This is a genomic window from Furfurilactobacillus milii, from assembly GCF_021654115.1.
In the GTDB taxonomy this organism is placed as follows: Bacteria; Bacillota; Bacilli; order Lactobacillales; family Lactobacillaceae; genus Furfurilactobacillus; species Furfurilactobacillus milii.
This window is the reverse complement of sequence record NZ_JAIWJF010000003.1, coordinates 167,653-187,418: the sequence shown is the minus strand read 5'-3', so window position 1 is coordinate 187,418 and position 19,766 is coordinate 167,653. Positions and strand designations below refer to the sequence as shown.

The following is a 19,766-nucleotide window of genomic DNA, read 5'->3' as shown; positions in this document are numbered from 1 at the left end:
AAACCTCAGTTTTTTTGTCTGACCTCTTACATAGGCCGCCTCTCATCGCACATGACAAGCAACAATTTGTTTGCTGGCTAAATCTGTACAAGTCGGCTTATTTTCACTGTTTGCTGTACCTTAATAAAAATAATCGCCATTACCACAGCAAGTGCTTCCTAGGCAGAAACTTCTACTGAACTTCACCAACGTAACGTTGCTCTGGCAATTGATCAAAGTTAAGTGCTGCCAATTCTTCAGCATGCTCAACATATGTTTTTGCGCCTTGAGCCAACATCAAATTAACTAGGCCCGTTTTTTCATGAACTAGTACTACCGTCTTACCTTTGGCCACGGCATAACCAATTTCAAAGGCTGTCCCGCTATCAACGGAATCTTCTGTAAAGTCACTAACAGCGACAACAATATCAGCATCGTTTAAATGATCCAAATCGTGCTTATATGCTGTCGACTGCCATTCTGGACTGCCAAAAGTTAATTCAGGGAATTGAGACTTTCGTGGGCTAAACACATCGCCAACGGTTTTATTATCCGCTAGAGCCTGTTCGACACGTTTGACACGATCAATTTGGTCATTGTCAAAAAAAGGGCTGGCTAAATAAATAGATTTCACAGGATGATTCCTCCTCGAATTGATGCACTAATTATACGGCAAAAATGAACAATCATACAATTAAAATTCGATTATGTTCACAAATGGAACTTTATATCTGTTCAAGTCTTTATTAATTCGATGTTTGTTGTCAAAAATGTGAACAATGATCTTTTAGCCACGCGATGTTCTCTCAGAACGCGGATTGATTTTGATCATCCTTAACGGACGTACTTGTTCCGTTTTTAAAGTCACCTGCCCGTCTAATACATCTACCATGTAGCGGTCAATCGGATCAAAATTAATAATTTGTACAATGACGTGATGTGCTAAGTGTTCAAGTACTTTACCCAAAAAGGGCTTTTGTAAATCGTCGCATTTTGAACATCGAACTATACTGCCTTGGCCTAGAGTTGCTGTCATAATAGGTCCTCCTTGAAATCATTCACTTCTTCTCCGTGTTTCGATTATGGATAGTGTAACGCACGTTTTCTTTGAATGCAATATTTTTATTTATGATTATCATACGAATTTTATTATGGATAATCAATATCGCTTTTTCATTCATCAGTTGCAATGGTAGAATAGGAGACATCACGACAGAGAAAAAGAGGTTATCTTCATGATTTTCTTAGCCATTTTCGGTGGAATTGCATTAATTCTGGCCATTTTTTACTTACTTAATTCGATTCAAAACTATGGTACCTGGAAGTTTGCGACGGCCCTCGTCGTCATCTTCACTCTGATCACGGGATTTGGAATTGTCAAACTGCCCTTCTGGCACCATCAAAGCCAGACAACAGCTAGCCAATCTCCTACCCAAAACGCTGGTCGACGTCGACACTCTTCTCAAACATCAGCGGCTGCTCAATCGTCATTAACCAAGGCAGCATCTACCTTTAACCCAACTGGCGGTGTCATCAATGGCCAAACGGCTAAACAAAAAAGTGCCGCTAAATCTTCCGCTGAAGATCAAATGACGACACAACTTAACTCGGCTTTTTCAACGCTTGGTAAAGTCACCTTTGATCGTGCAAAAAAAACTTACACGATCACACCGGAGAACGAGAACACAGTCAAAGCGCTGGAAGCACTCGAAAAGCAACCTTCCGAGGCTGATCAGGCTCATTGGCCAACATTGGTTAAGAATCTGACCACTTCTTCGACAAATGTTAGTAAGGCACTTAAAGACGATTACACACTGACATTAGTTAGCCCAGATCAATCTGGAAAGGTTTTATTCAGTGCTACAAATGGAAAAGCGACTACTAATTTCGCACAGTAATCGTTTTATTTACTAGTGATCGTTTTTCTTCCTGACTAATCCAATATCACGGCTGCCTGCGGGTGGTCTTTTTTTCGTTGTAAACAAAAAGCCCTCGAATTAACGAGAGCTTTAGACTTCATCTTTCACAAAACCATATATGCGTATCCACTGCGATTGGTACAATGACGCTAGTCTGAGTTACTGCTTAAGTTATTGACAGAATTTCACGTTAACTAGTGCGCTTGGTACTGACGCTGTTCATTATCAATACCGGCAAGCACAAAATGCGCCGGATCAGCCGCAATGTCTAATTTTTTCGTACTTCCATCAGTCGGCAATTGATCACTAAAGAGCTGTTCATACTCGCCTACGGATACCTGCTGACGAGCATTGAGTAATGATTCAATTTTGACCTGATCAAACCCATTACGATAGTTCGGCTGAACCGTTGCCGTGTAAAATTCACCTTCCGCACCTGAGCCGTAGCTAAACAGGCCCAGCTGAGCATTATCTGCTAATGTCCCATTTGCTAATAATGACAACAAACTTAAATATAATGAGCCCGTGTAAAGGTTACCAACATGCCGGTTCCACAATCTGGCAGATTCAAAGTTATCAGTCAACCGAGATGCTACCGTTTCATCAGCCGGCAATACGGTTCGCAACGCTTTTAGTCCCATCTTAGAAAACGGCAAGTGGAACAGCATTGCGTCAAAATCTGTTACATCGACACCATACGTTTTTTTGAATCGCGTCCAAACATTTGTAAAAAAGTCGACATAAATGTTGGCGGAAAAATGCCCATCCACACGCGCTTCCGTTGCATAAATTGGCCGCCAAAAGTCCATCACATCTTGTGTCAAGTACGTACTTTGGTCACTGATTGCTAATATTTGTGGGTTCGCGCTGACAACCATGGCGACTGCGCCCGCACCTTGAGTGATTTCTCCAGGTGTGTGTAAGCCATAACGGGCGACGTCACTAGCTAACACTAACGCTTTACGTTGCGGATGTGCGGCAATATAGTCTTTGGCTAATTGCAAAGCCGCCGTTGCAGAATAACAAGCTTGTTTGACCTCAATGGCCCGTGTATGTTCCGTCAGTCCAAGCAAACGTTGAACATAAACGGCACCAGACTTAGAGTTATCAACCCCAGATTCAGTCGCAAATAAAATAAGATCAATTGCCTGCTTGTCCGATTCGTCGATAATCTGATTTGCTGCATTGGCCGCCATGGTGACGACATCCTGCGTTGGAGGCACAACAGCCATTTCTGATTGACCAATGCCGATATGATACTTATCAGGATCATCCCCGCGCGCGTGAGCTAAATCCGTCATATCTAACACCAAATGAGGTGTGTAAAACCCCATCTTATCGATCCCAATGTTCATCTTAGCAAGCTCCTTTTTAGCAGATCAATTTTAGTTGTTTCCAAAAAAGCCCAGGCATTAATTGAATTTAGAAAAAACACCACTCATCAAACGTCAATGGGTGGTGTTTTCCTGCCAAGGGTATAAAGGAGAGTACAGGATTTGAACCTGCGCGCCCGCTATAAACGGGTTCGACGGATTTCGAGTCCGTTGCATTACCACTCTGCCAACTCTCCAAGAGGTACTCAAATAGTATAGCATAAAAACGCCCCTGCACAACGGTAGTGCTGATTTTTATCAGTTGCAATAAGCACTTTTTAAATTAGTCTAAACAAAGTGGTTGACGAATGTAATGTTTCGTTTATACTGTAAAACGTAATAGTTACTATTTACACGTAATTACAAATGAAAGAAGGTTTGCTCATGGCTACTCCAGCCCGCAAAACATCCAAAACTCGGCGTAACCAGCGCCGTGCAGCGCATAAAATCACAGCGCCAGCTATCCACTATGACACACAAACCGGTGAATATGTGATGAGCCATCATGTTTCTCCCAATGGCGTTTACAACGGCAAACAAATTATAAAAGAGGCAAACTAAATGAAAATAGATCAAAGCACAGCAATCAGAAACCTAAGAAGCCCTAACATCAAAACACGTAAGAAGGCACTACAAATCCTTCATAGTCTTAAGAAAAATAATAAGTAATTGATGACACCGTAAACGAGCAGCAATGTTCATTTACGGTGTTTTTTATAACAATTTGAATATCAAAACAATTTATTATGCTGCCCTGACAATCTTAGAAACTAAAAAGGCGTGACGAAAAATCCCGTCACACCAAGCGATTTAATAGTCCATTAAGACTAATGTATCGTAATCTTTTAGTTTGTCTAAGCCATGCAAATCCTTCAATTGAAGTAAGAACGCACAACCAACAACCACGCCACCAAGCTGTTCAACAAGCTTAATCGTTGCCTCAATCGTACCACCGGTTGCCAAAATATCATCCGTAACTAATACCCGTTGGCCTGGCTTAATCGCATCTTCATGCATGTATAACGAAGCAGTGCCGTATTCCAAAGCATAGTCTGCTTTGATTGTTTTACGTGGCAACTTGCCCTTCTTGCGTGCTGGCGCAAAGCCAATGCCTAATTCATAAGCCACTGGACAGCCAACGATAAAACCACGAGATTCTGGACCAACGACCATATCAACCTGCTTGTCACGCGCATAGTTGACAATGGTATCGGTTGCTTGGTGATATGCAGCGCCGTCACCCATCAACGGTGAGATGTCACGAAACATGATGCCCTTTTCGGGATAATCTGGCACCGTTGCAATGTATTTTGTTAAGTCTAAAGCCAATTTTTACAGCTCCTTTAAGCTTAGCTCATGGCGCCCATCAACCAAGCTTTCAGTTGAGGTGCCTTGGAATAAAGTAATTTTTCTTCAGTATCGATACGTGTTAAACGTTGGCGGTAAGCCGCTGCATCAGTAAGATTTACGTGCGGCGGTTCACTCACCCCATTCATAACGCCAGAGTCTATTTTAACAAATCCCACCTCAAAAAACAGCTGTATCATAAAAATCAATTTGGCATCATCAATTTGAAGATAATTTGCCAACGTTGGCAACTGATGAGCAATATCAACATTCTGATGACTAGCAATGAACTTAAACAGTTTGCCGTACTCTGCACGACTTGGCATACCATCTAAATACGCTGAATCGTGTTCATAAAAGTAGGCCGTTAATTCATCCGTTTTGATTTGACTCAGAACTTGCTTTAAATCATCCAGATCATCCGGACAATCAACGATAACCAAATGATCACAGCTTGAAGGCAGCTCATCACGACCAACACACAAAGACTGTGCTCCCTCTGGCAAATAGTCTTGCAATTGATCAACCAACTTCTTGTGGAAAAATAAATATGTGTCTGGCCGTTCAAACAATGATTTGGCGAGATGATTCGTTCGACTATCAACAATGGTAATGCCAGTCACCGAGAAGTCTTTTACCATTACCTGATAGGTTGTTTTCCCCTGCCAGGTATTGGCCGACAATGTACCCGCCACACGCACGTTTTCAGGGTTAGCAGTGACCTGTTCGCTCTGATGACCGCGCCCAAAAGCAATGGCCGCGACTTGATGCCCCGCTTCATCTGACATCTGGAATTTGAGATGGTTCTTAGCCGCCCCCATAGTTCGGACATTGTCTACAGAAGTTGGTTTGAATGCAAACACAGGTTGCGGATTATCCGTTCCAAACGGACCGAGTTCTTGAACCGCAGCGTAATCAGCTGCATTAACATCTGCGAGTGGGACCCGCCCAGCAACAGACAACGCTGGCTTGGTTGTCAAATCAACCGATTGATCGACACAGGCCTGTTCCAGAGCGGCGGCTAAAGTATCGAGCTGGTCTATTGGACAGGTCAAGCCACACGCCATCGCATGACCACCAAATGCTACCATTTGGTCACGAACAGGATTGATGGCGTTAAACAAATCATAACCTGCAATCGAGCGACCGGAGCCCTTTAACGTCCCTTTTTCTGAATCTTCGCTCATGACTAGTGTTGGTTTGTGCGTTGCCTCTACTATTTTGCTAGCAACAATTCCCAATACGCCTTCATGCCAACCCTTGCCGTGAATAATGAGCGTTTTGCGAGCCTGATTTTCCGGTGTCTGCGCCTGTGCCAAGGCATCACCGCTGATATCCTTAACCAGCTGTTGTCGCCTCTCATTTTGGGCATTAATTTCCGAAGCCAACTCTTCAGCACGTGCGTCATCAAACGTCGTTAGCAACTCGACCGCTGGATTGGCATCCCCAAGTCTGCCCAATGCGTTTAAACGCGGTGCAATGCCAAAGCCGACGTGCTCTTCATTGATGGTCTGCCCGTCAATGCCCGCAGCCTTCATCAACGCAATCAAGCCTGGCCGCTGTGTATTAGCAATTACCTGTAGTCCAAATTTAACGAGCGCATGATTTTCGTCATTTAGTGGCACTAGGTCCGCAATTTCGCCAATAGCAACCAAATCTAACTCATCACTTAACTCATCGGCAGTCGCATCTAACAGCACCTGGGCCACTTTAAAGGCCACCCCAACACCAGATAATCCACCAAACGGATAATGTCCTTGTGGATGACGAGGGTGAATAATGGCAGCGGCATTAGGTAATTGTTCTGGCAGTTCATGATGGTCAGTAACGACGACGTCAACGCCTCGTTTAGCAGCAGCATCAATTGCCTCATTACCAGCCACCCCATTATCTACTGTTACAAACAACTGCGTGCCAGCATCGATTAGTCGATTAAAGGCTGCTACGTTTGGACCGTAGCCATCCGTAAAACGGTTAGGAATGTATGTGTTCACGTTAGCACCAAGCTGATCAAGGGCCTCGTACATCAACGACGTACTGGTCAAACCGTCTGCGTCGTAATCTCCATATACCGTAATCTGGTCGCCAGCCTCCACAGCTGCCTGAATCCGGGCAACACCTTTTTCGATATCAAACATTTCGTGTGGATCATGCAGTACATCAATAGTCGGTTTCAGCCACTCGTTGACCTTATCGGCAGTGTCTAACTTTCGTGCTAACAACAATCGTGCCATAAAGGGTGAAACATCAAGGTCGTGAGCAAATGTCGCGACCTTTTCGTCTGCCACTTGTGGCGCCTGTTGCCAATCGTACTTGGACTCTAGCACAGTCTTTCCTCCTCACCTACGTCTAAATAAATCCACAACTGGAAAGGTGTTTGTTCCCTACATTCAGAAAACAAACACCTTTCCTTAATCACATTAACGATTTTTCATCTCGCATTGCAGAAACTAATTCGCATTGTTTTGTTGACTAAGTTTCTGCTGTAACTGCTCAATGGTCTTGTCTCGATCATCTAAAAGCCCATTAAGCTGTTCATTTTTACTCGTTAATTCTTCATTTTGCTTCTTTAATTGATCATTTTCCGCAGTTGCTTCGCTGTCAGAACGTTTCCCATTTCGTTTGTCACTAGCATGCGTTCCAGCCGTCACTAACAACGCAATAATAGCACCAAGTAACAGTGACACAATTAGAATCAAAATCATCGGCCACTTAACCGTCGCTACACCAAAATGAATGGGTACACTATTTCCGTTCATGACGGCAAAAATTGCGACAATTAACACTAGAATCAACCCTGCAATTAAACGCCATTGATTTTTCATTCTGGTGCCTCCGTCGGATCAGTTTCAGTATCAGTTGAAGGTTCGTCACTTGCAGCACTCAGTTGCATGCGCTTAGGTGCGTGCGGTTTAAATAGCTGTTCGATAACAAAATCGCCAACCGTTGGGAACAAATGATAGGCCACTGAGGCTGCGGCAAAATAACGTGGTACAGTAATTTCGCGCACATGATAACCAATGGTATCAACCAGTCGCTCAGCCACCAGTTGAGGCGTCACAGTGAAGTTGGCGACTTTTGACAAGTAATCGCCATCTTGATCTGCGATATTGAAGAAGTTGGTCGCAACAGGACCTGGATTGACGGTTGTGACCTGAATGCCAAACGGCCGTAACTCTTGCCGCAATACATCACTGTAACCGACAACCGCCGTTTTTGTTGCTGTGTAAACCGCAGCCTTCGGAGTCGGAATTTTTGCAGCTACAGAAGCAATGTTAATGATTGCCCCATAATGTTTATCGATCATGTCGCTGGCTAGCTGACGCGTAATGTAAATCAACCCAAGCACGTTAACCCGAAACATCCGGTCTGTGACCTCAGGATCGGTATCGACTGCTGGCTCCATGTCGCCAAAACCGGCAGCATTAATGACAACGTCTACTGCACCCACTTCATGGCGGACCTGACTTAAGGTTTTATCGATAGCCGCTGAATTAGCGACATCTAGCGCAAACGCAAAGGCTGGCCGGCCAGAATACAACATGCACTGTTGAGCAACCTGATTTAACTTCAACTCATTACGGGCAACCAAAACCACAATTGCTCCACGACGAGCAACTTCAAAAGCGGCCGCTTGACCAATTCCGGAAGATGCGCCAGTAACTAAAACAATCCGATTCTTCAAATCACGCAGTTCTTTTAATCGACTTGATAAGTTCATCATTAGCACTCACCTCAATTGCCGTAACTATTTGTACGGTTTATTTTTTAAACGGAATATCAATGACGTCAAAGTCACGAACAACCTTTGAGTTGGCAAACGTTGCGCGAGCCTGACGCTCTAATTCTTTAGCACCACGTCCATTATAACGCGCCGAAATGTGATTCATCAGTAATCGGCCTACGTGAGCATCATGAGCCACCTGAGCAGCCTGTTCGCTGGTCGAATGATAATAGTTACGTGCCAGTTTACTTTCGTCTGCAGCAAACGTACTTTCATGAACCAGCACATCTGCATCCTGCGCCAGTTCTGTCGCTCGCCGTGTCTTACGCGTATCACCCAAAATCGTCACAATCCGTCCCTTTTGTGAGGGTCCGATAAAGTCCTTACCGTTGAGTGTTCGACCATCTGGTAAGGAGACGGTTTTGCCGGCCTTCAACTGACCATATACTGGTCCGGACGGCACCTTGGCCGCCGCTAGTTTATCCACGAGCAATTCACCTTGGTGATCTTTCTCAACAATTCGGTATCCAAAACTCACAATTTTGTGATCCAACCGTTTGCATGAAACCGTGAAGGTCGCATCGTCAAAAATAACACCATCCCCGCTGAGTTCCACAAACTTTAAAGGATACGTCAATGCAGACTCGGACAACCGTAAACTTGTTTGAACGTATTCCTTAATCCCTCTGGGTCCGTAAATCGTCAATGGCTCATTGCCACCCTGAAACGAACGTGAACTCAGCAAACCTGGCAACCCAAATAAATGATCGCCGTGTAGATGAGTAATAAAAATTTTTTCAATTTTGCGTGGTTTCAACGTTGTATTTAAAATTTGATGTTGAGTACCTTCACCACAATCAAATAGCCAAACTGCATTGCGCTCATCCAACAAGCGAAGTGCAAGGCTCGACACGTTGCGCGCTTTAGCCGGTGAACCGGCACCAGTACCTAAAAATTCAATCTCCATAACTATTCTTCTACCTAATCCCTATATAAAAGTATTTACTATATTATTAATGAGTCACGCATTGTTATGATTTCCTAAATAAGAACGATGACACCGTGGTCAACATTCAGTTCGCATTCAATTCTACTGAATTTGAAGCCAAAAAACAATCGTCACCAACCGCCACTATGGTAAGCTGAACTGTAATAAAATGACTGTTAATAAATAGTCAGAAAGGACCATCAAACCGATGCGCTTAGTCGATTTTAAATTTTCCACCGCCGATTACGACATGCAGCGACCCTTATTTGTTGCTGTTGATGACAAGCCACAGCCAGTAGTGGGCTTAACCAAGTCTCCGATAGATCGTCGATTAGTACTGGACCTGGACTTAACCCAGGCTGGTCGACCATTAACACTAGATGCATTCGTGACAAGAACGCAAAAGCTCCCGGGCAGTTGGCGAATTGCGGTTCAAACTGCAATTGCGTCACCGACAACCCGTGAGCTATTTGGTTATCGTCTGGTTGACGAAAAAATTATGTTTATGTGATGCTAGTTTGGTTCAACGCTGACGTTGAGCCTTATTTTTTTGGTGAAATACTTTTCTGAACCACTGTATTTGTCACCAACCGTGTATAGGCAACACTCCCCTGCGGATTGGGATGCACATGATCCGGACCAAACCAACTTGGTTGATCGTGACTCGCACCATACCAATCAACAAGATAAACCTGCTTAGACCGTTTGGCATTTAGCGCAATTAAATCGTTAACCTGATTTTGCCACGTTTTCGTCGGCACCATTGTGTTGACCCAAAAGACTTTCCGTTTTGGACCAACCGCTTTCAACACTGCGTCAATTTGTGTTTGTGTTAATGGCGAATTTGTCCCCAGGTTAATTAAAACCGTCGATGCTAGTAAATGGCGTTTTTTAAGTGATTGAATCACTGATGGTGCTTCCCAAACTTGACGACCAACCTTAGCGTCTGCATAGGCGTGCCCAAATACTTGTTGCAAACTATCCGCATTATCCACTAACACCGAGTCACCCACCGCCGTTAGCGAAATGTGCTGTGCTGATAACATTGTCGCTGGCTGAAGATCAAAAGCCTTGGCGAGCTTCTTTTGCTGAGCAGATAATTGTTTATTAGCCTTTTGGTTCGTTTGGACCGTGGCTTTTTCAGAAGCATCAAATGCTCCCTTTTGCGCAGCCACTTCACGATTCTTTTTATCCGTCTGTTTTCCGGCCGCTTTGATGTGTTTGGTTACCGCATCAACGGGTGGCTTCTTCCGAGGTGTTGCTTGAGCATAGCCAACCATAGTTATCAGTGATGCGAGAACCAGCACCGTGCTCGTAATCACTTCACGCGGATATTGCCGCCAAGTTTTTGGAGCTCTGACCGTCGCCCACCAGGATGTAAAACGTCCATGAGCAATTGGTTGTTCAATAAATCGATAGGATAACTCAGCTAACAGTAAAATCAATACCAATTCAGCCAGCGCATTGAGCACGGTATGTTGGGCAATGTTGACGACTCGCTGCTCATAAAAAATCATGACTGGAAACTGATACAGATAAATGCCGTAACTGCGTTTGCCAACCCAATTGAATACAGGATTAGTCAGCCATTTATTCCAGCTCGCGCCAGGATGAACAATAACGGCTATCATCGCAGTCGCAAAAATGGAAAACAAGAACATCCCGCCACGGTATGTGAAAGTTGATGTCCCTGTCATCACCCAGTACAGAATAAACATGACTAGCAGACTAATGCCGCCGACCCAGTTTAACAATCGCCGACCGTCAGCGTGTAGATTTGCATTCAGGTGATTAGCTGGCCAAACTGCCGCCAACGCGGCCCCCATCAGGATTGAAAAGGCTCGCGTGTCCGTGCCATAGTAAACCCGGTTGACCTGATTAGCGTCTTTAAAAAGCACTGCCATTAAAAGAGCCGATATGACAGCTCCCACCATTAGCGCACCCGCCACCCGTGAACGGCGTTTGAACAGTTTAACCAGTCCCCAAATAATAAAGGGCCAGAACAGATAAAACTGACCCTCAATGGACAACGTCCATAAATGGGTGAAGGGCGACTCACCGTTGAAACGATCGAAATACGATTGGCCATGATTGATTTCGAACCAGTTGTAAACGTACAGCAAGTTGGTCACAATCGTTCCCCGCAGTCCAACCAATAGATTACGGGCAAACAACGTGATGTACGTGCTGGTCAATGCCAACATTGCCACCAAAGCCGGATACAATCGTTGAATTCGGCGTTTGTAAAAATGGTTTACCGCCAGTGAAGTTCCCTTATTAATCAAGTTCAAAAAGCTATCAGTTACCAAGTAACCTGTTAACCCAAAGAAAATGGGCACACCCAGAAAACCACCTGGAAGTGCCGCTGGTAACAGGTGATAAGCGATCACACCCAATACTGCAAGTGTCCGCAAACCATCTATACCTGTTATGTAACGCCGATGACTCGACGTTTTTGCTGTTTGCATCTGTTAAACCCCTACCCGTTTTCACGAACAAATAACCGTATTACCGGATTCAGCTACTCAACAAAATCGAAGGTAAAGTCCAAAATTTGAACCGTATCGCCATCCTGAGCGCCTGCTTCTCGCAATGCGTCGTCCACACCCATCGTCCGCAGTTGACGGGCAAAACGGACCATACTTTGTTCATGTTGTGTATTCGTCATCTTAAATAAGCGTTCAATCTTGTCGCCGGTCAATAACCAGATACCTTCATCCGTGTGCTGAACTTCAAACGCAGGCTTTTCGTCATCCTGATATTGATACATAACACCAAGATTTTCATCCGCTTGTGGGACAAATGCTGGTGTTTGGTCGAGCAGTGTGGCCGTTGCCTGAATCAACGGTTTCAATCCTTCGTGAGAAACCGAAGAAATCGCCATTACAGTTGGCTTCGTTGACAATGAGTCATCTTCATCCAGAGCTGCTTTAAAGTCATCGAAACGTTCCTTCGCACCTGGAAGGTCCATCTTAGTTGCGACCACAATCTGAGGCCGATCTAACAAGCTGGCATCATAATTGCCTAACTCCTTGTTGATCGCATGAAAGGCATCAATCGGAGCCATCGCATTTTCTTCATCGAGAAAATCATCGCCTGCCATTGCCACTAAGTGTAATAAGACACGTGTCCGTTCCACATGCCGGAGAAATTGAAAGCCGAGACCAACACCATCGCTCGCACCTTCAATCAGACCCGGTAAATCGGCCATAACGAAGTCCCGCCCATCATCCAAACGGACCATTCCAATATTAGGGTCGATCGTCGTGAAATGATAAGCGGCAATTTTAGGCTTTGCATTTGTAATAACCGACATCAAGGTCGATTTCCCAACAGATGGAAAACCAACTAAGCCAACATCGGCCAACAATTGCAATTCCAGACCAATACGTAGTTCCTGACCTGGTTCACCATTTTCAGCGATTTCTGGGGCAGGATTCTTGGGTGTGGCAAACTTCATGTTACCGCGACCGCCACGACCCCCTTTGGCAATGACAAGTTCTTGACCGGGTTCCGTTAAATCACCCAGTACTTCGTCTGTATCAAGGTTCCGCACGATAGTTCCGCCTGGGACTTTAACGTATAAATCAGCCGCTGATCGACCTGTCATTCCCTTGGTCATCCCGTTGCCACCGTGTTTGGCCTTATAGTGTCGGTTATAACGAAAGTCCATTAACGTCCGCAAGCCTTCGTCAACGACCATGATGACACTGCCACCATGTCCGCCATCGCCACCGAAAGGACCACCGTTAGCGACAAATTTTTCACGTCTAAATGAAACGATCCCATTACCACCGTTTCCTGCTTTTACTTCAATTGTTGCTTTATCAACAAATGCCATTTGTGTGTCTCCATAATTTCTTGGTTTCTATATATTGGTTTCTCTATATCAATGTGGTGACCAATTGTGCGTCCCACAATCGTCTGTCAATCTTCGAACAATTCGCTCATCCCATTGTACAGTGCAATACACGCTCGGTCAAAAAACAATTCTGCATTTAGCCACTATCTTGTTAACATGATTCTTCAAATGCAAACGTTGTGCTGACTTCGCCAAACTAAAACTAAAAGGACGTTGCTTCCATCTACTTGAAAGCAACGTTCTTAAATTTGCTCAAATAAGTTAAATTGTTTGCTGACGGTCCAGATAGCTTAACGACTGTTGGGCTTCACCGGTAACCATGGCAGCCACAGCCACGTGAACGGTTTGTGCAACCGTTTCTGACAAGCCTAATTCATGTAGATCACTAACTGGTGCAGCAGCAATTTTCTTCAGCGATCCGTACTTTTTCAACAGTTTTGCGCGTGTTTTTGGTCCTACACCCTGAATTTGATCCAAACGTGAGCTTAATGAATTCTTATTGTGCAGTTGACGATGGAACGTGATGGCAAACCGGTGCACCTCATCCTGGATTCGTTGTAACAAATAAAAGCCTTGTGACTTAGGGTCAAGATTTAGATGCTCATCATCCTCGCCAAACATTAGGTCCGCCGTTCGGTGATGATCATTTTTGACCATCCCAGCGACCGGAATATCCAATCCAAGCTCGTTTTCTAGAACATCCTTAGCCGCGTTCATTTGAATGGCACCACCATCCATCAGAATTAAATCGGGCATATCTGCATGTTCTTTAAGCAAACGTGTGTAACGTCGCCGAATAACTTCCATCGTGCTGGCTGTTTCATCAGCGTGATCTACCGTACGTAACTTATATTTGCGATATAACTTCTTATTCGGCCGACCATTTTCGAAAACGACCATCGCTGAAACTAAGTCAGCACCCTGTTCATGAGAATGGTCAAAAGCTTCAATTTTAGAAACTGGCGGCAGTCCCAAAGCGTCCGCAATTTCTTGCATTGCGCCCGTGGTTTTGTGTTCGTCTAACTCCAACAAACGGAATTTTTCCTCCAGCACCAGTCGCGCGTTCTTACCCGCCATTTCCATCAAATCACGACGGACGCCACGTTGAGGAACGTTAACTGGAACATTCAACACATCTTCGATAGAATCCCGCGTTTCTTCATCAATACTGCTGGGTACCAAAATTTCTCTAGGCAGCACAGCATTTTTTCGATTATAAAACTGCATGATAAACGTTTGCATTTCCTCTGGTGCTGTTGAAACAACTGGGAACAACCGTTTTTCCCGTTTCATCAAACGTGCTTGCCGCACAAAGAAAACCTGGATGGATAACCAGCCCTTATCCAAATAGAAATTAAAGATGTCCCGTGGCGTCTGATCGTTGCTGATAATCTTTTGCTTTTCAACCGTTACGTCAATGTAGTGCAACTGATCACGTAGGTCAGCGGCCCGCTCAAATTCCAAACTGGCTGCCGCTTCTTTCATTTGTGTTTGCAAGTGTTTGATAACTCGTGCGGTATTACCGTTTAAAAACGACTTAATGCGTTTGATCTGCTCATCGTAGGCACTCTCGGGCACTTCTTTAAAGCAGGCACCCAAGCACTGGCCCATGTGATAGTACAAGCATGGTCGCCCTTGATAACCAGAACAACGACGCAAAGGATAGACCTTTTGTAAGAAATGTAGTGTTTCTTCGGCCGCGTAAACATTGGGATACGGTCCAAAATAATACCCACCGTCGTGTTTAACATCATTTGCGATGATGATTCGCGGATCGCGTTCATGCGTAATTTTAATGTACGGGTAACCCGTGCCCCGCTTCAATTTAATGTTGTAGTATGGCTGATGTTTTTGAATTAGTGTGATTTCAAGCAAAAAAGCTTCCTTGTCAGTCGATGTCACAATCATCTCAAAGTCCACAATGTGAGCCACTAACTGGGCAGTTTTGCCTTCGTGACTACTCTTAAAGTAGGAACGCACACGGTTTTTCAAATTTTTGGCCTTACCGACATAAATAATCTTTCCGTTAATGTCCTTCATCAGGTAACAACCAGGCATTGGCGGTAGCAACGTTAATTTATGCTCAATGTGTTCTGATGCCACAAAACTGCCTCCGTTCTCGTAAAATCGTAGTTAAATTATAACGCATGAACGCGTGTTCGCAAAATAAAAGAGCGTCCGTTTGACACACGTCTGGTTAGACGTCCCGGCTATTTTGTTCAAAGAAACTGGGACATAACACTGACCTTTGCTCATTTAACGCGAATAAGGCATTCATGGGAAAACACCCATAAACGCCTTATTCGCGTTACCTGAGAAAGCCAAAACGTGTTATGTCCCGCTCTCTTAGCTTGTTAATAATAGTTTTGAATTTGATTTTTTGTCTGCTAGCCTATTCTTCAGCTTGTGCCCAAAATGCTTCCGCTAATGCCCGATAGAAATGACATCCAGTCAAATAGTCATCAATGACCACGTTTTCGTTAACTTGATGATCGGTTGTCCCCGCTGCAGGGCCAACGATAACGATTGGCAACTGGCCTGCCTTCGTATATTCCGAGGCATCTGTCGCACCCGTTCCCGCAGTTAACTCACCGCCCCGATGAATGGTATTTTTCAAAACGGCCTGTGTGATTTTCGCTAATTTAGAGCCAGCCTGTGAGGGTAATGGTGGCTCTGGATAACTATAACTAATACTTAATTTAGCGCCTGCCTGGTTTAACGACTCAATAATGTCTTCTAACTGGGCCATGACCTCATCGTTTGGATAAGCCGGAATTGTCCGGATATTGCCCGTGAGCCAGGCATTTGCTGGCACTGAATTAATCTGTTCACCGCCGCCAATCTGACTAATCACGTGCGTTAGCCCACCTAATACATCATCCCGTTTGTCGTTTGCCGCCATCACTGACTCAGCTTGTTCAGCAAACTTCAGCAGTGGCGTAATTGCATTGATGCCTTGATCAGGACGTGATGAATGGGAGCCCTTGCCCAGAGAGGTAACCTTATAGTCAATAACACCCTTGTGCGTCACCTTGATGTCAAACGCACTGGGCTCACCAATAACCAGTCCGTCCAAGTCATTAGCGTACCCCTGTTGCGTCAATTGAGCAGCACCATACTCACCTGTCTCCTCACCAACTGAAGCTAACAAACGAAGACGCCCAGGCAGCGGTTGATTTGAATTTAACAGATCCAGCATTGCAACCACCTGTGCGGCTAAACCGGATTTCATATCGCTGGCGCCACGGCCGTACACATTACCCTGATCAATTGTGCCGGCAAACGGCGGAAAGGTCCAATCAGCTTCATTACCAGCCGCAACCACATCTTCATGCCCAGAGAACCCTAGTAATGGACCATGGTCGCCAATTGTAACAACTAAGTTATCACGGCCTGGCGCAAACGTAACACGTTCAATGTGGGCTGGCAAGTCCTTAAATAGGCCAGCCAAATAGTCAGCAACCTCTGATTCACGATCATTAACCGACGGAATCGCAATCAAATCCGTTAAAATCTTTAATGCAGCAGCGTCTTCCATGTTTGCCTCCAAGATTATCTCTCATGATAAAGAAAAACCGAATCATCGATAGTTTGAAACCTGATGTTTATGCCTCAAGAATTTTGGCCAGAAAGTCCTTCGCCCGGTCAGTTTCAGGATGTTCAAAGAATGTTTTAGGTTCAGCGGACTCTTGAATATAACCATCTGCCATGAACCAAACCTTATCGGCCACATTACGAGCAAAGCCCATTTCATGCGTGACAACTACCATTGTCATCCCTTCACTGGCAAGATCCTGCATGACTTTCAATACTTCACCGACCATTTCAGGATCAAGTGCAGACGTTGGCTCATCGAACAACATTACCTTAGGATTCATGGCTAGTGCCCGCGCAATGGCTACCCGTTGTTGTTGTCCACCAGATAAGCTGGCTGGAAAAGCATCGGCCTTATTTTCCAAACCAACTTGTTTCAACAGTTTTTCTGCCGTTGCGGTCGCCGTTGCATCGTCTTCGCCCTTAACTTTAACTGGTGCCAGCTTAATGTTTTCGATAACTGTTTTATGTGGAAACAGGTTAAAGCTCTGAAACACCATCCCCATGTTTTCACGTGTCTTGTCTAGCCGTTTATCGTCTAACTTGGTTAAGTCCTGACCTTCAAACAAAACCTCACCAGAGGTCGGTTGGTCTAACATGTTTAAACAACGTAAAAAGGTACTTTTCCCAGCCCCAGATGGGCCAATCAAGCAAATCACCTGACCATTACTAACCTGCTCATTAATATCTTTCAAGACCTCGTTTTGACCAAAGACCTTTTTCAGATGTTTCACTTCTAGTACTGGCGTCACCGTTTCGTTATTCATGTGTCATTCTCCCTTCAAAGAACTTCATCAGCCGTGAGAGACCAAACGTCATAATAAAGTACAAAATCATGGTAATCAGTAATGGCATAACCCCACGATAAGTATCTGCCTGAACAATTCGTGATTGATAGATTAAATCCTTAACCCCGATAATGGAAACAATTGAACTTTCCTTGATCAAGGAAACAAATTCATTCCCTAATGCTGGCCAAATGTTCTTCATCGCTTGTGGCAGGATGATAAAACGCATCGTCATCGACCTTGATAATCCGAGTGAGCGAGACGCTTCCGTTTGACCAACGGCAATAGAGCTGATCCCAGAACGGATAACTTCAGCAACATACGCCCCAGAATTCAATGAAACTGCGATAATCCCGGAAAGTAATGCCGGAATGTTAACCACGAGGCCTAAACCAAAGTAGATAAACAGAATCTGAACCATCAGTGGCGTGCCCCGCACAAACTCAATGTAACTTACTGAAATACCATTAGCAATCTTGTTCTTGCTTAACCGCATTAAGGCTAACAAAGTACCTAGCAAGAAACCAATGACAACAGATACTGCTGAAATCATCAGCGTGTAACCAACCCCGGCAATAAAGAAATCTTTGTAAGCCCACATTGAGTTGGCCGCCTTAGCCGATTTGGACTTACCTGTCGCCAAGTATTTTCCAGCATTTGGCAAATATTGTTTATGAATCAAATTTTTCGATTTGATTTCAGCGATTGATTTATTTGCCGAATTAACCAAAGACTGAGCGCCCTTTGGAAAGGCGATGGCTGATCCTTGTTCGCCTTCGTCTTTAAAGTGAGCGTTAATGGCTACTAAACCACTGGTATTCTTTGCATAGGCCTCAGCAGTCGGCTGATCCAAAGCAATTGCATCAATTTTATTCGTTTGCAGAGCAAGGATTAAGTCTGTGTCCTTGTCCATACCCTTCAGCGTTGACTTGGTGGCTTGGTTCTTGACCAAGTTGTACTGAATAGAACCAGTTTGGGCACCGATTGCTTTTCCTGCTAACGATTTATAACTCTTGATGGTCTTTAAATCGCTTTTCTTGATAACTAAGTCTTCACCGGCCTTGTAGTAGACGTTACTAAAGTCGACACTCTTAGCCCGTTTAGGTGTCTTGCTCATTCCCGCGATGACCATATCAACTTTACCAGTCTGGAGTGCGACCAATAATGAATCAAAATCCATCCGGCGAATAACTAATTTCACGCCCATATCATGGGCAACCTTTTTGGAAATTTCCATGTCCATCCCGACAACTTTTGACTTGCCGTTGATATTTTTTGTGAATTCGTAAGGTGGAAAATCAGGACTCGTCCCAACGACCAGCTCGCCCTTCGCCTTCACTTTACTCAAGTACTGGTCAGTTGCTGGTGTATTACTGTCCGCCTTGGTGTTCATATTACCGGTTACACCCAAGGTCACGACAATCGTCACGACCAGAAATAACCACTTCGCAAATTTTTTCATCCGTTTCGCCCCTCGTATCAAGTTTTACAATGTAAATGAGTATACGATTAGATGAAATAATATGCAACTATTTTGTAAAAATAATTAGTTTTATGCATTATTTTCGAATATATGCAGGGAATCGTGAATAAAAATCGTACATTTTCGTTTTTGAGCAAAATCTGCTACAATTAGCCCAACTTAGTTTTTAGATTTGGAGAGGAGCAATTCACATGGGTTTAACTTTCAAACGGCAAACAGACTTAGATAAACTGTTTGACCAATTTGCTGTCGATCCTGATGATATTAAGGACCCGAACAAAACGCCACTAAAGCGTGAGCATTTAAAAGACGAAGCAAAAAAAGATGATAAAAAGAAAGCTGACAAGTAAGCCTTGTCGCAAAAAAACAACCAGCGTAAAATCGCTGGTTGTTTTTTTATCCTATTCCCACTTTGCATGTTGTGGATCTGGATAACGATCATTTAATTCTTCAATGTTCTTTTTGGCAACTTCTTCAAAATTAATGTTGGCCCACTCAGCTATTTGAGATAGATACCAAAGTGTGTCACCAAGCTCGTGTGTTAATTTTTCTTTATCAAGTGGACGACCTTGAAAAGTATAACGCTGCACCAGGTCAACTACCTGACCGGCCTCATTAGCCACACCAAGTGTGATATTAGTCAGCACTTGTTCGTTTCCGAATAATGTCCGCTTAGCTTCTTTTTGATACTCATTAAATTCCATTCTGT

At 44.2% G+C, this 19,766-nt stretch carries 20 protein-coding genes and 1 tRNA gene; 5 read left to right on the top strand and 16 right to left on the bottom strand.

From position 1 onward, the window contains the following. Window positions 1–172 precede the first annotated feature (172 nt). Window positions 173–613: a nucleoside 2-deoxyribosyltransferase gene (locus tag LDK34_RS05350; protein WP_178942424.1), complete on the bottom strand. Its 441-nt coding sequence runs from the start codon at window positions 611–613 to the stop codon at window positions 173–175. Between the two features lie 153 nt (window positions 614–766). Then, window positions 767–1,015 carry a hypothetical protein gene (locus LDK34_RS05345; RefSeq protein WP_178942423.1) on the bottom strand — a complete coding sequence of 83 codons (249 nt, stop codon included), beginning with the start codon at window positions 1,013–1,015 and terminating at the stop codon, window positions 767–769. Between the two features lie 199 nt (window positions 1,016–1,214). On the opposite strand from LDK34_RS05345, the gene LDK34_RS05340 reads away from it, so the two are divergent. Next, entirely contained in the window at window positions 1,215–1,877 is a 663-nt protein-coding gene (locus LDK34_RS05340; RefSeq protein WP_178942422.1) for a hypothetical protein, read from the top strand. Window positions 1,878–2,092: 215 nt separating this feature from the next. On the opposite strand, the gene LDK34_RS05335 is transcribed toward LDK34_RS05340, so the two are convergent. Together LDK34_RS05335 and LDK34_RS05330 are read right to left on the bottom strand one after the other, a co-directional pair. Continuing rightward, on the bottom strand, window positions 2,093–3,253 hold the full coding sequence (locus tag LDK34_RS05335; protein ID WP_178942421.1) for a hydroxymethylglutaryl-CoA synthase: 1,161 nt from the start codon (window positions 3,251–3,253) through the stop codon (window positions 2,093–2,095). A 126-nt stretch (window positions 3,254–3,379) separates the two neighbouring features. Beyond that, window positions 3,380–3,468: transfer RNA gene (locus tag LDK34_RS05330), tRNA-Ser, on the bottom strand. A gap of 187 nt (window positions 3,469–3,655) precedes the next feature. Here LDK34_RS05330 and rpmF point away from each other — a divergent pair. Together rpmF and LDK34_RS05320 are read left to right on the top strand one after the other, a co-directional pair. Next, a complete protein-coding gene (gene rpmF, locus LDK34_RS05325; protein ID WP_178942420.1) occupies window positions 3,656–3,832 on the top strand; it encodes a 50S ribosomal protein L32 in 177 nt (58 codons plus the stop codon). Then, window positions 3,833–3,940 carry a putative metal homeostasis protein gene (locus LDK34_RS05320; RefSeq protein ID WP_161001199.1) on the top strand — a complete coding sequence of 36 codons (108 nt, stop codon included), beginning with the start codon at window positions 3,833–3,835 and terminating at the stop codon, window positions 3,938–3,940. It abuts the gene before it with no gap. A gap of 141 nt (window positions 3,941–4,081) precedes the next feature. Here the strand turns inward: LDK34_RS05320 and LDK34_RS05315 are convergent, their stop codons facing one another. The 5 genes from LDK34_RS05315 to rnz all read right to left on the bottom strand — a co-directional run bounded on the left by LDK34_RS05315 (window position 4,082) and on the right by rnz (window position 9,309). Next, on the bottom strand, window positions 4,082–4,600 hold the full coding sequence (locus LDK34_RS05315) for an adenine phosphoribosyltransferase (protein ID WP_017262007.1): 519 nt from the start codon (window positions 4,598–4,600) through the stop codon (window positions 4,082–4,084). Between the two features lie 20 nt (window positions 4,601–4,620). Next, entirely contained in the window at window positions 4,621–6,945 is a 2,325-nt protein-coding gene (gene recJ / locus LDK34_RS05310; RefSeq protein WP_178942419.1) for a single-stranded-DNA-specific exonuclease RecJ, read from the bottom strand. A 123-nt stretch (window positions 6,946–7,068) separates the two neighbouring features. Then, window positions 7,069–7,443, bottom strand: a complete 375-nt coding sequence (locus LDK34_RS05305) for a lipopolysaccharide assembly protein LapA domain-containing protein (protein ID WP_161001197.1) — start codon at window positions 7,441–7,443, stop codon at window positions 7,069–7,071. Continuing rightward, on the bottom strand, window positions 7,440–8,342 hold the full coding sequence (locus LDK34_RS05300) for an SDR family NAD(P)-dependent oxidoreductase (RefSeq protein ID WP_178942418.1): 903 nt from the start codon (window positions 8,340–8,342) through the stop codon (window positions 7,440–7,442). The genes LDK34_RS05305 and LDK34_RS05300 overlap by 4 nt, the downstream gene beginning before the upstream one ends. Before the next feature lie 37 nt (window positions 8,343–8,379). After that, a complete protein-coding gene (gene rnz, locus LDK34_RS05295; protein ID WP_178942417.1) occupies window positions 8,380–9,309 on the bottom strand; it encodes a ribonuclease Z in 930 nt (309 codons plus the stop codon). A gap of 229 nt (window positions 9,310–9,538) precedes the next feature. Here rnz and LDK34_RS05290 point away from each other — a divergent pair, with 229 nt between their 5' ends. Beyond that, window positions 9,539–9,841, top strand: a complete 303-nt coding sequence (locus LDK34_RS05290) for a hypothetical protein (RefSeq protein ID WP_178942416.1) — start codon at window positions 9,539–9,541, stop codon at window positions 9,839–9,841. A 31-nt stretch (window positions 9,842–9,872) separates the two neighbouring features. Here LDK34_RS05290 and LDK34_RS05285 read toward each other — a convergent pair whose 3' ends face one another. From LDK34_RS05285 to LDK34_RS05260, 6 genes are all read right to left on the bottom strand, one after another. After that, window positions 9,873–11,798: an acyltransferase family protein gene (locus tag LDK34_RS05285; protein ID WP_178942415.1), complete on the bottom strand. Its 1,926-nt coding sequence runs from the start codon at window positions 11,796–11,798 to the stop codon at window positions 9,873–9,875. A 53-nt stretch (window positions 11,799–11,851) separates the two neighbouring features. Further along, entirely contained in the window at window positions 11,852–13,171 is a 1,320-nt protein-coding gene (obgE, locus tag LDK34_RS05280) for a GTPase ObgE (protein ID WP_161001193.1), read from the bottom strand. A 282-nt stretch (window positions 13,172–13,453) separates the two neighbouring features. After that, a complete protein-coding gene (gene uvrC / locus LDK34_RS05275; RefSeq protein ID WP_236941545.1) occupies window positions 13,454–15,295 on the bottom strand; it encodes an excinuclease ABC subunit UvrC in 1,842 nt (613 codons plus the stop codon). Window positions 15,296–15,584: 289 nt separating this feature from the next. Beyond that, entirely contained in the window at window positions 15,585–16,730 is a 1,146-nt protein-coding gene (locus LDK34_RS05270) for an ArgE/DapE family deacylase (RefSeq protein ID WP_178942413.1), read from the bottom strand. A gap of 67 nt (window positions 16,731–16,797) precedes the next feature. After that, window positions 16,798–17,553, bottom strand: a complete 756-nt coding sequence (locus tag LDK34_RS05265) for an amino acid ABC transporter ATP-binding protein (protein WP_178942412.1) — start codon at window positions 17,551–17,553, stop codon at window positions 16,798–16,800. Beyond that, complete coding sequence (locus tag LDK34_RS05260) at window positions 17,546–19,036, bottom strand: ABC transporter substrate-binding protein/permease (protein WP_178942411.1); 1,491 nt, start codon at window positions 19,034–19,036, stop codon at window positions 17,546–17,548. The genes LDK34_RS05265 and LDK34_RS05260 overlap by 8 nt, the downstream gene beginning before the upstream one ends. Window positions 19,037–19,248: 212 nt before the next feature. Between LDK34_RS05260 and LDK34_RS05255 the strand changes: the two genes are divergently transcribed. Then, window positions 19,249–19,407 carry an SPJ_0845 family protein gene (locus tag LDK34_RS05255; protein WP_017262019.1) on the top strand — a complete coding sequence of 53 codons (159 nt, stop codon included), beginning with the start codon at window positions 19,249–19,251 and terminating at the stop codon, window positions 19,405–19,407. Between the two features lie 51 nt (window positions 19,408–19,458). Here the strand turns inward: LDK34_RS05255 and LDK34_RS05250 are convergent, their stop codons facing one another. Beyond that, window positions 19,459–19,761: a nucleoside triphosphate pyrophosphohydrolase family protein gene (locus LDK34_RS05250; RefSeq protein ID WP_178942410.1), complete on the bottom strand. Its 303-nt coding sequence runs from the start codon at window positions 19,759–19,761 to the stop codon at window positions 19,459–19,461. Window positions 19,762–19,766 lie beyond the last annotated feature (5 nt).

Excerpts from the sequence above, each read along its gene's own strand:
- LDK34_RS05345 (WP_178942423.1), bottom strand. The coding sequence starts at position 1,015 with ATGACAGCAACTCTAGGCCAAGGCAGTATAGTTCGATGTTCAAAATGC.
- LDK34_RS05340 (WP_178942422.1), top strand. The coding sequence starts at position 1,215 with ATGATTTTCTTAGCCATTTTCGGTGGAATTGCATTAATTCTGGCCATT.
- LDK34_RS05335 (WP_178942421.1), bottom strand. The coding sequence starts at position 3,253 with ATGAACATTGGGATCGATAAGATGGGGTTTTACACACCTCATTTGGTG.
- rpmF (WP_178942420.1), top strand. The coding sequence starts at position 3,656 with ATGGCTACTCCAGCCCGCAAAACATCCAAAACTCGGCGTAACCAGCGC.
- LDK34_RS05320 (WP_161001199.1), top strand. The coding sequence starts at position 3,833 with ATGAAAATAGATCAAAGCACAGCAATCAGAAACCTAAGAAGCCCTAAC.
- LDK34_RS05305 (WP_161001197.1), bottom strand. The coding sequence starts at position 7,443 with ATGAAAAATCAATGGCGTTTAATTGCAGGGTTGATTCTAGTGTTAATT.
- LDK34_RS05300 (WP_178942418.1), bottom strand. The coding sequence starts at position 8,342 with ATGATGAACTTATCAAGTCGATTAAAAGAACTGCGTGATTTGAAGAAT.
- rnz (WP_178942417.1), bottom strand. The coding sequence starts at position 9,309 with ATGGAGATTGAATTTTTAGGTACTGGTGCCGGTTCACCGGCTAAAGCG.
- LDK34_RS05290 (WP_178942416.1), top strand. The coding sequence starts at position 9,539 with ATGCGCTTAGTCGATTTTAAATTTTCCACCGCCGATTACGACATGCAG.
- LDK34_RS05285 (WP_178942415.1), bottom strand. The coding sequence starts at position 11,798 with ATGCAAACAGCAAAAACGTCGAGTCATCGGCGTTACATAACAGGTATA.
- obgE (WP_161001193.1), bottom strand. The coding sequence starts at position 13,171 with ATGGCATTTGTTGATAAAGCAACAATTGAAGTAAAAGCAGGAAACGGT.
- LDK34_RS05270 (WP_178942413.1), bottom strand. The coding sequence starts at position 16,730 with ATGGAAGACGCTGCTGCATTAAAGATTTTAACGGATTTGATTGCGATT.
- LDK34_RS05265 (WP_178942412.1), bottom strand. The coding sequence starts at position 17,553 with ATGAATAACGAAACGGTGACGCCAGTACTAGAAGTGAAACATCTGAAA.
- LDK34_RS05260 (WP_178942411.1), bottom strand. The coding sequence starts at position 19,036 with ATGAAAAAATTTGCGAAGTGGTTATTTCTGGTCGTGACGATTGTCGTG.
- LDK34_RS05255 (WP_017262019.1), top strand. The coding sequence starts at position 19,249 with ATGGGTTTAACTTTCAAACGGCAAACAGACTTAGATAAACTGTTTGAC.
- LDK34_RS05250 (WP_178942410.1), bottom strand. The coding sequence starts at position 19,761 with ATGGAATTTAATGAGTATCAAAAAGAAGCTAAGCGGACATTATTCGGA.